Raw genomic sequence first — 13,116 nt, 5'->3', positions numbered from 1 at the left:
AATTTCCGGCAAAGGACGGGTATGAAGAACGATCGTCAGATTCAGGAAATTTCGCGGTACAAACGCAATCTGCTCGTTCAGACGCTCGACCGCTTGTGCGATGAACTTGAACTGTCTGCCTCCCGCTACCAGCAAGCTCAGGAGCGGTATGAAGCAGTTGGCGACTGGCTCGCCGGTTCGGACAACAGCTTTCTTTCCAGCGCCCTGATCTATCCGCAAGGATCCATCGCCCTAGGTACAACGGTCAAGCCGTTGAACCAGACAGAGTTCGATGTCGATCTCGTGTGCTTTCTTCCAACCATCGCGGAAAGGTCTTCGCCGGCAGCAGTGAAGGCGCTGGTCGGCGATCGGCTCAGGGAACATGGAAAGTACGACGGCATGCTGGAAGAAAAACAACGCTGCTGGCGAATCAACTATGCCAATGAGTTTCACCTGGACATCACCCCCGCGATCACGAACGAGATGTGCGTCCAAGGGGGAGAACTTGTTCCTGACCGGAAGGTGGCGAACTGGAAAGCCACCAATCCCCGCGGGTATCGCGCCAACTTCGAACGCCGCGCTGCGCTGCGTCCTCGCGTGTACGCATTTGACCGAGCCTTCGCAAAAGCTGACTCCGTGCAAAGCTTTCCGGAGCAGCAAATGTCGAAGCCTCCTCTCAAACGTATCGTCCAACTCCTGAAACGCCATCGGGATGAAGCATTCTGTGCGCCGGTTGCGCGCGAGCTGGCGCCCATCTCCGTAATCATCACGACGCTGGCTGCATACTCGTACGAACGCTGCGTCACGCAAAACGCATACGCCGACATGTATGAATTGATCGTTGATGTAATCACGCACATGCCGGACTTTATCCAGCGTATTGATCGCGGCGGTCGCATCGGGTATCGGATCGACAACGATGCCACGCTGGGCGAAAACTTCGCTGAAAAATGGAACCACGATCCACGACTGCCCATCGCGTTTTTTTCCTGGCACACGAAGGCGCTCGAGGATCTGTCGGAGCTTCTCAAGCTTGAGGGGCAGGACGTTATCGCCGAACGCTTGGTCAAGGCCTACGGTGCCACAAGGGATCAGGCCATTGCGGCGCTGGGCGGGCATGTCCGGTCGCTGAACGTCGCACGGGGCAATGGCTCCCTCCTCTTCGCCCCCTCGGTCGGCCTAACAACTCACGCAATCGGAAAGACAACTGCGGTGCGCTCCAATACCTTCTTTGGAGATTGACGTGAGGCGCGCACCTACCGCGAAACTTACCCTCGCGCAACAGTGGTTCCGCTTGCGCGCTGCCTGTCTTGACGGCGGGAAGGGACAGGTTCGCAACGGAACACTGACATGGGAGTTTCACATTCGCCCGTCTCCGATCTCTCGTCGCTACCATCTTCGCCTCATCTACAGAAAGGGGGACGTTCCTCGCGTCGTCGTACTCAGCCCGGACATCCAAAACCTAGCTTCGGGCCGGCGTCTACCGCACGTCTATTACGCATATTCTCCTCTTACGCTGTGCCTTTACCTTCCGGGATCGGGCGAGTGGTCCGCCGTTCATTCGCTGGCGGACACGATTATCCCGTGGACAGCCTTGTGGCTCATGTACTTCGAAGACTGGCTTCTGACTGATGACTGGAAAGGGGGCGGAAAGCACCCTGGCGACCAATGACGAACTCAAAGAAACGCGTTCTCTCTATCGACGGTGGTGGCATCAAGGGCGTACTTGCCGCGGAGTTCCTTGCGACCGTCGAAGACGCCACCAATCGTCGGATCGCCGATCACTTCGACCTGGTTGCCGGCACTTCAACGGGCGGAATTATCGCAATTGGACTCGGACTCGGCATGTCAGCGCGAGAAATTGTGAATTTCTACGTCAACCATGGACCATCAATCTTCGAACAGGTCCGCGAAGAGAAAGCCGGAAGCTGGCTAAGCAGGTTAACCATGCGGTCCGCTGGCGCAGCACGGAACATGCAGCAATTGCTCTGGCCCAAATACGACCCCGCAAAATTGCGGAGCGCGCTCGAGAGTGTGATCGGACAGCGAGTTCTGGGCGATAGTCGTCTGCGACTGGTCATTCCCGCCTATCACGCGGACAAGGAAGATCTTTACGTATTCAAAACTCGCCACCATGAGCGGTTGCCTGTCGATTGGAAAGAAACAATGGTGGACGTCGCGCTGGCCACGGCTGCCGCGCCCACCTACTTCCGCGCGCACGCGTTACCAAATGGTTCGCCGATCATTGACGGAGGAATCTGGGCAAATAACCCGACCGGCGTCGCCACCGTCGAAGCGCGCACAGTCCTCAACTGGCGCGACGACGAACTGTTTGTTCTCAGCCTTGGATGTACGGAAGAGTTGATCGACATTCCCCTGAATTCGGGATACAAGGACCTTCTTTTCAAGTCGACCGCGCTTTTCATGCAGGGCCAATCACGCGGATCCATGGGCACTGCGTATCTGCTATCCAATCATTCTGAAGTTTCGCCGCGCGTTTTCCGCTATCAGCCGAAGGTTGCCAACGGCAAATTTTCCCTTGACAAGACATCGATGATAGACAGGCTTCGAGGTCTTGGCTCCGCGTGCGCGCGCGATGCGCTCCCGATGTTGATGCAGAACTTCCTGGACGCCCCTGCTAATCCGTTCATTCCGATCCCGCAGGGCTAGCGAGGACGAATTCGTCACACTGCCTCACTACACGGTTGCCACAATATCTAACCAATCTCGGCGGTGTGCAAGCGCGTCGCCGACCTCACGTTACGTGCGACCCGAGAACCGCTCGCAATCGGCCTTAAAATATCCGACCTAGCACATCCTCGCCCCTCATTCGATGGACTTCAATCACGTAGCGTGCGATATCCGGTACGCTGTGATCGACGACGAGCTCTGCTACCGGTTTAACCGGTTTCCCCGAGGGCCTCGCGGGATAATCGGCAATCCGGCAAAAGGTATCGGCACCGCGCCGATGCGGCATCGGCCACGTGTTGCCAGAGTTCATATGGCAAAGCCATATTTGATCTCTGTAATGCTGAATAAACGGGGCCGCGTCGATCGTCAAGACGTCATGCTCAAGTACTCGATAGTCTCTCGCATTCAGCAACCCCATCAGTCTTTCCCTTGTCGCCCAAAAGAAGACCTTCGTGTTGATTGTAAGGTACCACTCCTCCGGGGTAATCCCGTCTTGCAGAGCGACCAGAAGCCGGCTGCGAGGCATCGGCTTTTGATCACGTAGCACAATTCCTTCTGGATGACCTGCAAGCACTTCCATCTTTTCCGGACGCTGCATGCTTTCGTAAGGCGTCCGATCATCACCTTGCAATTCAAAATGGTCCAGCACCGCACTTGCGCTGAGCAGCCCGCGCGCTCTGATGCTCTCCCACGTGCCGCGCTCCGCCATGTGATACAGCCGCGGATAAAGCTCGATTAGTTTGTCTACTTCCATACTGTTATTTTGAGTGGTTACGCGCTGTCCAGTTTCGCCGATCGATTAGCGAGCGCAGATCATCTGTGCCATCCTCCTCCCTCGGGAAGCGCGTGTTAATGAGGGAAACCGGCGCCTGAGAAACCCGCTCAAGCTCCTCAACAAATTTGATCGTGTCTGGGGTCAATTGTTCGAACCGCCGCGCGTTTCGATTGCTGGCGTGAAGGTAATCCGCGAAGGTTAGGACGATATCTGTCGGCGCATTCAAAGCGCACGCCTTGCGAAATTGCTCCCACTCAAACCACCCGACCCGACGTTTCCGTTTAGTTGTGGAGGTCTTTTCCGCCCTATGCAACGCTGCAGCGTCGAGCTTTGCTTGCCGGGCGATCTCATCGAACGTTGTGTCATGTTTGAGTGGACCAGATGTATGCCCTTGGTCGCCGTCGGGATCCCCCACTCGAATCGGCATCGGTCGGATGACCATCAGGATTTTTCGGACCCGGCTTGGGGAAATACCGGCCTCGGCAAGACAACCCGCGACGTTTGTGTCGCGCGACGTCACATAGGGATAGGTACCATGGAACAGACTCAGCCCACTCCCCTGGGTGCCCTCAAGCAGGATAGATTGCCCTTTGCGGTAAGCCTCTTCAAGCCTGTCCGCAGTGGTGCCATGATAATTTCCTTCCGTGCCCACGTACGGTGCGAGGGCGGGCACGTCCTTGGCCATCCGAAAATTGCCTTTCCCGCGGTCCAGTATTCGCCGCGCAGTTGCCGCGCCACTACCACTCCCCGTCGATGCAATCGTCGAGACGAGATGCCCGCCCTCTTTCTCGACATCCTCGTCCTCAATGATCGTAGCTTGCGGGTCTATAAATAGCCTATCCGGCCCAATGTCACAGTCACAGATTTCATCGAAGAGCCCTTTCAGGCGAATAGTCATTCCCGGACCGAGCAGCAACCGGGAATCAACATCTCGCGCGCCGGAAGGCAGATGATGATACGTGTACGGGCCCTGCGCACTGGCAACGGTGTGCCCGGCGTTCGGACCGCCCACCCTTACTATGACGTCATACTCACGAGCCAGATACGAAACGACATTACCTTTGCCCTCGCTTCCATATTGACCGCCGATCAGCACGTCGACACATCGAATCTCGGGCGGCGTATAGAGGTGCAACCTGGCCGCCACCCGAACCAGCGTATCCCGTGCATCAGACCGAGTAGTGTAGATTCGGACATCGGCATCGTTTTTGAGTGCACGGATGTCCTCCTCATCCTTCAGATGGTCAATGTCAGTATACGGGGGCGCTCCTGCTTGCTGTCCTTCTGTACGTGCGTAACGCTCCTGCAGTGTCTGGTTGCTCGCATACAGATGCACGTGGATCAGGTCTTCCCCAAATACCTTGCGAAATTGGGCAACCTGCGCAGGGGTGCTGAGATGGTCGATAACGATCGATCTCGTTGGATCCAGTCCCTTCAGAACCTCCTGTGTCGCATAGAGCAACCATTTGGAGTCGGTCGCTTTATCGGCTTGCAGACCACGCTCAATCAACGCCACCCTGTCATGCTGGGACTTTTCCCGCTCACCGATTCCTGCCAACACCTGCCTCGTACGCACAACGCGGAAGTGGAATTCCCGTTCGAGGAGGTTTGCCAGCCCCGTCTTTCCACTGCACGTCTTACCGCTGATGACCACGATCTGGCGATTACGCATGGGTCACCCCCTCCAGAGGTCAACGATTTGCGCTGCGATCTCCGATGCTGAAGCTTGCGCGGTATCGAAAGCTTGGTCCGCAAAATCACCTAACGACCTAGCTGCTACTTCATTCGGGTGCGCGATCGCCAGCGTATAGGCAGGGGCACGAGGTGAAATCCCCGCGACATAGCGAGTCTGCAAAGTCGATTCTGGCGCGTGGAGGTGAACGTGCCGCAAGACGTTGGGAAACAGCGCGCGAAAACGCTCAATCTGACGCGGCTTTCGAACGGCATCGAGTAACCAACTTTCGGTTGTAGGAGCCGCCACCATTGCGGGAACGGCGACCGCGTCAATGACCCACGCAAAGTCGGTTTCCAAGTCTAAACGGTCGCCAAGATCCTGAAGCGATGAACGCGTGACATCGCCCCCCGACGGAAGGCAGCTTTTGAGATACCCCCCGGTGCTGATACCTGAGAAACCGTAATTTCTCTCCAAGACTTCCGCGACGGAAGTCTTTCCAGATCGCATCGGACCGCTAAGAAGCAACAAGCGCTTGATCGTCATGACCATTCCCCGGGTCGGCATCGCTCACTCGGCCGCAGTTAGAAAATTTTGAAATGCGGCGAAAGTCAGAGGCGACGTAGTCCAGCCAACAAGAAGATAATCACCCTTTCACTTTTAGTCAATGAATCACTAGACTAGACCGAGTTTCTTTAAGGGCGCATCAAGCCCGTTACCCGAGCAGGTACCGATACATGCGGCGTCTGCATTAACCCCGGTTCGCCTCGCGCGTTCTCGCCGGCTAGTTATGCCGACGCGCTGCCCGCACGACACTCATGGAAATCAGGCTTGCGGCGCGGAACGGACAGTGGATCGCGATTATCACCTGGGAGGAAGTGATACGCATATGAGCGCACAACCAACAACACTATGTCGATTTGCCCCTTCACGGACCGCCTATCGAGGGACGAGTTCGGCGGTCGCGGAGCAGATGACCAGTCGCGCCGATCCGCGCGTCATGGCAACGTAGAGATGCCTTGCGTCCATGGTTTCCGGATTCGATATAACCGCGACTTCCGCTTCCAGTCCCTTCAACAGCAACGTACTGCCGATCGCGCGACGCGCCAGCGGCCGGCTCTCATGTCGATTGCGTTCCCGCTCCCGCACGGTGGCCGCCGCGAACGTGCAGCGGCCGGCGGCCGCCGCCTGCATGGCACGCAGACAGCCGTACATAACCTCGGGCCGATACACGCGGGCGTTCTCCTGGAGTGACAGGGCCCTCAGTGCATGCCCTGCTAAGGGGAAGGTCGGCGTCGCCACGAATGCAACCAGCGCGGCTTCGGCCGGTGTAGGAGGAGTACGTGCCGTTCCACGTCTCAGGCTTTCCAGCCGCGGCAACAGGGTAGCGGCACCGACCTGCGTCATCGTGTCGGCCGCGAAATGGACTAGCCGTGTCAACGCATCCGGCGCCTGGAGGTTGAACTGCTGGCCGAAGGTCGTCAAGTCTGCAAGGTCGACCGGTTCAACGGCAGTCGCACCAGGCGTTTGACTGGCCATCTGCCGACGTCCACGGGGGTTGCGGCTGTCGCCAATCACCAGCACCTGCCCCTCGGGCGTGACGGCCCTTGTCAATGCGGCCGCCAGACGCTGCCGGTCAGCCGTTGCGGGCTGCAGTTGGATCCACGTGACCTCGGCAGGTGCTTGACGCAGGTCGACCTGCCCGCCACCCTGCAGCAGGCGCCGGCACGCCAGAAGCCACTGCCCCAAACCGGGCGTACCGGCGTTGATCCAGCGCCACGGTCGGTCGAGCTCGCCGATCAACGGAAACTGCGCCAGCACGTGCGCATCCCAGTTGACCAACTGATTACCGCCAAAACCGAAGATCGCCTGCATCGGGTCGCCGAGCACGCAGGTGGGCAATACCGCGGCAAGCGCCACGACCAAAGTGTGCTGTACCAGATTGCAGTCCTGGTACTCATCGACGATGAGGTGAGCGTAGCTGGCCGCAAGGATGTCGTTTAGATGGCCTTCCTGCATCAGCCTGCACGCCGCCTGACGGATGGTGGGATAGTCGGCACCTGGGTTTCTCAACTCGCGAACGGCAGCTGGTATGCCGCTCCGCTCCGGAAACATGCCGACCAGCCGCATCGCGAAGCCGTCGATGGTGGCCACACGGTACGCAGACGCTGGGACGTTGCTGCGTTGCATACGAAGCCGCAAGGTGGCCACCCCTGCGTTGGTGTGGGTAAGGACGAGGACGGGCTTGGGCCCAGCGTGTTGCGTCAGGGTGTCGGCGATGATCTGCGTCTTGCCGCAGCCCGCCGGCGCCGTCACCGCGCCGTGGCGGAAAGCGAGCAGATCGTACTCAAGCGGCATGAGCCCACCGGAAGAGCTGGTTGATCATCGCAACGAATCCGGCTTCCGAGTTCTCGAGGTTGGGGCCGACAATCTCGCGAGCCAGGATCTCGAATCTGGTAAGCGACTTGTACCAGCCGTTCCTTCGGTTTCGCGACGTCAGCGCCAGTAGCGACCTGACAGCCGGAGCGTACGGCTGACCCTGCTGACGCTGCTGCTGGATGCCGGCAAGCGTTACCTGCCCCTGCGACTGCGTGGCGATGTGAGATGCAATGAGTTCTTCCTCCAGGAACGCGACGGCACGGTGAAGCAAGGCATCCACGGCCGCGTCCGGCAGACTGAGAAAGAGTTCATCCTCCAAAGCGCGCGGTAGCCTCCATGTGATGAACTCGCCGCCGCGGGCACGATAGGTATCGACGAGTGCCTGCGTCGGTGGCTTGTCCGCGTCGACCAGCACCATGACGCGATAGCCGAGATTCAGCATGGCCAGGGCACGGATAAAACACCGATCCGGGTCGCCCCCACCGACGTTCACGTGGGCGGTGCCCGCCGCCAACAGTGAGCAAAAGCCCAATTCCGTCCAGTACTGGTCGAGGCCACGCACGAGGCCAACCTCGCTCGCACCCTCGCAGACAATGACACTGCGCGCGAGAAAAGCTTCTGGATCCAGTCGGATCGTGCTCTGCACGTCGTCTGCGATACCGACCACGCGAACCTGGTGGACACCGTCGGCCCCCTTCCGCGTCACGAAGATCTGATTGCCGCTGAGTTCCCGGACGGCCACAGGCGAATGGGTCGTCAGGAAGACTTGCAGCGGCGGGGGATTCTCCTTGGCGCCGAGCGAGTCAAGCAGGCGCACGAGCCGGTGCGGCTCCAGGCCATACTCGACCTCGTCCACCAGCGCAATGGAAGCGCGCTGCGCTGCCGCGCGCTGCAGGCCAGCGACAAGTAACCGGGACGAACCGGTGCCCAGCGAGCGCAAGGGTATACCTCGCTCATCATGCAACGCAATGGCACCATCACCGATGGAAACGGAGTGTGCATCAAGCAGCGCCTGGGCCTGCGCGCCGACCGGAACGCCCAATTGGCCGGCCGTCCGGGTCACGATTTGCAGCGTTTCAGCCAGTTGGGCACCCGCCTGATTTCCGAACTGAGCACGCGCCTCGCGGGCTGCATTAGCCAGTTCAGCCGCCAGGTTGGGGCGCTCGTCAGACACGCGGTTGAGCACGGACCCGCGGGTCCACGACAGGTTGGAACTGGCATAAGTGCCGAGCCTCGCGGGCGCCAACAAGAGCCGGTCTTTCCAGGCGACGCTGCGCTCCTGCCCGAGGGCCAGGGCGCGTTGGGACACCAGCGACCACACGGGTTCCAGTTCGCCGTCGACGGTCAGACGTAGCACGAGGACCGTTTCCAGCCCTTGTCGGGGCTCTTCCTCGATAAGCCCCGTGTCGGCATTGAAAGCCTGCAGGTACTGGCCGTAGGTATCCAGGTCTTTCAGTGAATCCGGTAGGGTGCCCAGCGTCAGCGTGATCTGGATGGGTTGGGTAACATCCAGACCAAAAAAATCAGTATCTCCAAACGAGACATTTCGCCGGGCGCCAAGGCACAGGTCGATGGCATCGAGAATCGTAGTCTTCCCGCTATCGCCAGGGCCAATCAGGCAGTTCAAGCCTGGCGAGGGCAACCAGCTCAGGGAATGAATTGATCTGAAATGCTGGATGTCGACCTTCAATATTCGCGCCACGCTATCTTCCCCGTATTTTGACGTCGGCTGGGTCGTTAATTTACCGCGATATGGATCGCCACAGCACCCGGATGACACGAGTCCATGCGCTGCTTTCAAACATTGTAAAGGCTCGCGAAGGAGTAAACCGAAACCGCCGCGTCCGCAATCGGCAATAACGAACAACATCGTTATGAAGCTCGCGAAAAAGTCGGCCTGTAGCTCCCGGGTAGCTGCCTCATCTTCGCGTCAAACACCCCGTTCCAATACGCTTCGACGCGGCCAGGTCTGTTGGCCTGCAAGACTGTTCGACGTCAGGCGCTTCTACTGCCCCCGGGCCATCAGGTTGCGCTTCCATAAATCCCAGCCGCAGCCGCCACGGCCATGCAACAGCGCTCGACTCACGCCATGTCTATCCGGTGAACCCGCGGCCCGGCATGCACCCGACTCCCAAGTTCCCGCCCTTGACCCGCGACCGTAGCCGATAGCGGGCAGGCATCAAGGGGCGAGGGACCGTGTTGCCCGCACCCCTCCCTCGCCTTTTTCCTTGACGCCTGCCCGCTATCGGCTCCTCCAGTCGCACGGGCGGGAACCCGGGAGCCAGGCGGCAGCAACGCCAACCCCGAGTTCCACCGGGAGGTGTCCAGCCGCAACGGCAAGTCACGTCCCGTCGCCCGGTTCAGGTCCTCAACCTTGACTGTGGAGATTGCCATGCAACTCGCTTCCTCTTTCCGTTACGGCTCCCCGACGCTGCGCGCTGACTCGCCCCTCTCAGACGATCAGATTCGTCGCGTTGCCCCCTCCATTTTTGCAGACGGCAAGCACGAAAGCCGCTCCGAGCGCTACACCTACATTCCCACCATCGAGGTGCTGCGCGGCCTACGCAACGAAGGCTTTCAGCCATTCATGATCTGCCAGACCCGCGTGCGCGATGAGGGCAAGCGCGAATTCACCAAGCATATGCTCCGGCTGCGCCATGCCGATCAGATCACCGGCGAGGAAGCCGATGAAATCGTGATGCTGAACTCGCACGACGGCACCAGCAGTTACCAGATGCTTGCAGGCACATTCCGGTTTGTGTGCCAGAACGGTATGGTCGCCGGCGACAACATCGCCGATATCCGCGTGCCGCACAAAGGCAACGTCGTGCAGAACGTGATCAACGGGGCGTTCGACGTGCTCGACGGCTTCGACTTGATCCGCGAGCAGAAGGACGGCATGCGCGCTGTGACGCTCGACCGCGACGAACAACACGCGTTCGCCCGCTCCGCCCTCGCATTGCGCTACGACCCGACCGACGCCGAAGCACCCGCCCCCGTCACCGACAGCCAACTGCTCGCCCCGCGCCGCTTCGAGGATCGCCGCGACGACCTATGGACCGTCTTTAACCGCGTGCAGGAAAACCTCACGAAAGGCGGCCTGCATGGACGCTCGCGCTCGGGCCGCTCCATGTCGACGCGCCCCATCACTGGCATCGACCAGAACGTGAAGCTCAATCGCGCCCTGTGGATGCTCGCCGACGCCATGCGCCAGATGAAGGCGTAGCGACTTTCGGGCGGCGCACCCACGTCGCCCCGGCTACCAGCCTTTGCGCCAGAACGCCCGTCGGGTCACGTTCTGACGCATTCGCACTGCACTGGCCCGGCACACTCTTTCCAACTTTCTGGAGTCGATCATGCAAACCCAAAGTGTCGAAACCGTCAGCGCCGCCGCTGACGCCATCCAATCCGCAACCGTGCTCGAAACGAATTTTGGCGACGAGCAACCGGTCGTGACCGTGCCGTATTCGAGCCTGCGGCGCTCGCCGCTGAACGTCCGCACGAAACCTCTCGCCGGAATCCCTGGACTCGCCGCCAACATCCGTGCGAAAGGGTTGCTGCAAAACCTCGTCGTCCACGAAATCAAAGGCTCGCGCGGAAAACACCGCAAATACGGCGTTTGCGCAGGCCAGCGCCGGGAAGCGGCGCTCGACCTTCTGTTCGAGCAAAAGCATATCGCCGCCGATTATCCGGTACCCGTGCGGATCGTTAGCGAAGGCGAAGCGCTCGCAATTTCGCTGATCGAGAACAGTGAGCGCGAGGGACTAGACCCCTTCGACGTGTTGCGTGCATACCGGATGCTGGCTGAGGAAGGCCGCAGCGTCGATTACATCGCCGCACTGTTTTCCGCGTCGCCAATCACGGTCAAACGGCGGATGAAACTCGCCAACGTATCGCCCAAGCTGCTCGCGCTGCTACGCGAGGACGCGATCACGCTTGACCAGCTAGCCGCGCTCGCCCTCGCTGACGATCACGAAACGCAGGAACGTCTCTGGTTCGAGGCAAACGAGTGGCAGCGTCAGCCGCACTATTTGCGGCAGGCAATCACGCGCGCCGAGATCGACGCGAGCCGAAGCCGTCTCGTGCGTTTTGTCGGCCTCGCCGCCTACGAGGCGGCGGGTGGCTATGTGCGTCGAGACCTGTTCAGTGACGACGAAAACGCGGGCTACATTGCCGACGCCGACCTGCTGCAACGCCTGGTCGCACAGAAGCTCGATGCAGCCGCCGAGGAAGTCCGAGCCGAAGGTTGGGGCTGGGTTGAAACGCGCGTCGAGCGTGACCTGCTGGAACTGAACCGCTACGGCATACTTCAGCCGGTCAAACGCCCGTACACCGAGGACGAGCAGCGCGAAATCGATGCGCTTACTGCGCAGCGCGATGAACTCACCGAAAAGCTCGACGCATTGTCGGAGGACGATGAAAACGCCTACGAAGAAGCGGAACGCCTCGACCTGGAAATCGAGCGAACGAGTGCCGCAATCACGGCGATTGAGGGCCACGCCGTCCTGTGGGATACGTCACAGATGGCCGAGGCTGGCGCATACGTGATCGTCGGCCCACAAGGCGAACTCACCGTTGAACGGGGGCTCGTGCGGCGCGAGAACAGCGCGGCATTGGACGCGGCAGGTGCGACCGTCACCGGTGTGCCTGCAGCCGACGCCCCCGGCAGAGCGGACACGCAGGCTCCAAAGGCCAAACCCGTCCACAGTTCGAAGCTCTGCCAGCGGCTGACCGCGCATCGCGCCGCCGCCATCCATGCCGAACTGGTCGCGCAACCGGTCGTCGCGCTCGCAGCGCTGCTGCGACACCTGATCCCGCAGGCGCTACCCGAGCATTATCGCTATACGTCGGCGCCGGACTATCTGACACTGTCCGGAGAAAACAATCACGACCGGCTGCTGCGTGCGGCAGACGACATGCCCGAAAGTCAAGCATGGAACGCTATCGAAGCGCAGCGCGCACGGTGGGTCGAGGAATTGCCCGCGAAACGATCCGACCTGCTCCCTTGGTTGATCCAGCAAGACCCCGGCACGACGTTGCTCGATCTGCTCGCGTTCTGCACCGGGACGCTGCTCGACGGCATCGCGGGCGAGGAAAAGCCGCTAGCCATCAATGCGCTCGCGGATGCGCTGAACCTCGATATGACCAAGTACTGGAAGGCAAACCGCATCACGTATTTCGACCATGTCAGCAAGGCTCGCATCGCCGAAGTCGTGTCCGCCGCCGTGTCACCGAAGGTGGCCGCTGATCTCGCGAAGATGAAAAAGGCTGACGCCGCTGCCGCCGCAGAACTTCGCCTCGCCAACGTCGCATGGCTCCCGGAAATCCTCACCGACCGCGACACGCCGGCTATGCCGTCGTGCGCTGTCAGCGAGGACGCTGAGGATGAGGACGACGCCGGTACCGGGGAAGGCGGCAGGGAGGCAGAGAGCGACGAGGACGCCGATGCTGAGTCGGACTATGGCAACGGCGAGAAGCACGTTAACAACACGCCTCGCTCCCCGGAAGCGCCTCCTGCTACCAACACTCAACAGCCGCCGTGGCCCTTCCCAACTGCCACTATGCTGAACTCGTCGCAAGCTGACTCCCGCACCGCGTAGCGTAGACCCTTGCGCCAGAC

9 protein-coding genes are annotated in these 13,116 nt (G+C 60.2%); 4 read left to right on the top strand and 5 right to left on the bottom strand.

Features of this window, described 5'->3' with window-relative positions:
• Positions 1-21: 21 nt before the first annotated feature.
• Positions 22-1,221, top strand: a complete 1,200-nt coding sequence (locus tag C9I57_RS18875; RefSeq protein WP_107152170.1) for a nucleotidyltransferase domain-containing protein — start codon at positions 22-24, stop codon at positions 1,219-1,221.
• A 426-nt stretch (positions 1,222-1,647) separates the two neighbouring features.
• Positions 1,648-2,649, top strand: coding sequence for a CBASS cGAMP-activated phospholipase (locus C9I57_RS18865; protein WP_107152168.1), 1,002 nt, complete (start codon positions 1,648-1,650; stop codon positions 2,647-2,649).
• A gap of 124 nt (positions 2,650-2,773) precedes the next feature.
• Here C9I57_RS18865 and C9I57_RS18860 read toward each other — a convergent pair whose 3' ends face one another.
• The 5 genes from C9I57_RS18860 to C9I57_RS18840 form a co-directional block, all read right to left on the bottom strand.
• Positions 2,774-3,424: a DUF7002 family protein gene (locus C9I57_RS18860; protein ID WP_107152167.1), complete on the bottom strand. Its 651-nt coding sequence runs from the start codon at positions 3,422-3,424 to the stop codon at positions 2,774-2,776.
• 4 nt (positions 3,425-3,428) lie between these two features.
• Positions 3,429-5,117: an adenylosuccinate synthetase gene (locus tag C9I57_RS18855; RefSeq protein WP_107152166.1), complete on the bottom strand. Its 1,689-nt coding sequence runs from the start codon at positions 5,115-5,117 to the stop codon at positions 3,429-3,431.
• Positions 5,118-5,120: 3 nt separating this feature from the next.
• Positions 5,121-5,663 (bottom strand): AAA family ATPase, encoded by a 543-nt coding sequence (locus C9I57_RS18850; RefSeq protein ID WP_219909888.1) that lies wholly within the window; start codon positions 5,661-5,663, stop codon positions 5,121-5,123.
• A 393-nt stretch (positions 5,664-6,056) separates the two neighbouring features.
• Entirely contained in the window at positions 6,057-7,475 is a 1,419-nt protein-coding gene (locus C9I57_RS18845) for a UvrD-helicase domain-containing protein (RefSeq protein ID WP_107152165.1), read from the bottom strand.
• Entirely contained in the window at positions 7,465-9,186 is a 1,722-nt protein-coding gene (locus tag C9I57_RS18840; RefSeq protein WP_258187719.1) for an ATP-dependent nuclease, read from the bottom strand. Before C9I57_RS18840 ends, C9I57_RS18845 begins: the two co-directional genes overlap by 11 nt.
• Before the next feature lie 702 nt (positions 9,187-9,888).
• Between C9I57_RS18840 and C9I57_RS18835 the strand changes: the two genes are divergently transcribed.
• On the top strand, positions 9,889-10,722 hold the full coding sequence (locus C9I57_RS18835) for a DUF932 domain-containing protein (protein ID WP_107152163.1): 834 nt from the start codon (positions 9,889-9,891) through the stop codon (positions 10,720-10,722).
• Positions 10,723-10,852: 130 nt separating this feature from the next.
• Positions 10,853-13,096 (top strand): ParB/RepB/Spo0J family partition protein, encoded by a 2,244-nt coding sequence (locus C9I57_RS18830; protein WP_107152162.1) that lies wholly within the window; start codon positions 10,853-10,855, stop codon positions 13,094-13,096.
• Positions 13,097-13,116 lie beyond the last annotated feature (20 nt).

Origin of the sequence: Trinickia symbiotica (assembly GCF_003028655.1) — a bacterium.
Taxonomy (GTDB): Bacteria; Pseudomonadota; Gammaproteobacteria; order Burkholderiales; family Burkholderiaceae; genus Trinickia; species Trinickia symbiotica_A.
The sequence above is the reverse complement of the archived record's forward strand: the minus strand, read 5'-3'. Positions and strand labels throughout refer to the sequence as shown.

What these genes read in the sequence shown, in the direction of transcription:
- C9I57_RS18865 (WP_107152168.1), top strand. Translation starts at nt 1,648, where the DNA reads ATGACGAACTCAAAGAAACGCGTTCTCTCTATCGACGGTGGTGGCATC.
- C9I57_RS18830 (WP_107152162.1), top strand. Translation starts at nt 10,853, where the DNA reads ATGCAAACCCAAAGTGTCGAAACCGTCAGCGCCGCCGCTGACGCCATC.
- C9I57_RS18855 (WP_107152166.1), bottom strand. Translation starts at nt 5,117, where the DNA reads ATGCGTAATCGCCAGATCGTGGTCATCAGCGGTAAGACGTGCAGTGGA.
- C9I57_RS18860 (WP_107152167.1), bottom strand. Translation starts at nt 3,424, where the DNA reads ATGGAAGTAGACAAACTAATCGAGCTTTATCCGCGGCTGTATCACATG.
- C9I57_RS18835 (WP_107152163.1), top strand. Translation starts at nt 9,889, where the DNA reads ATGCAACTCGCTTCCTCTTTCCGTTACGGCTCCCCGACGCTGCGCGCT.
- C9I57_RS18875 (WP_107152170.1), top strand. Translation starts at nt 22, where the DNA reads ATGAAGAACGATCGTCAGATTCAGGAAATTTCGCGGTACAAACGCAAT.
- C9I57_RS18845 (WP_107152165.1), bottom strand. Translation starts at nt 7,475, where the DNA reads ATGCCGCTTGAGTACGATCTGCTCGCTTTCCGCCACGGCGCGGTGACG.
- C9I57_RS18850 (WP_219909888.1), bottom strand. Translation starts at nt 5,663, where the DNA reads ATGACGATCAAGCGCTTGTTGCTTCTTAGCGGTCCGATGCGATCTGGA.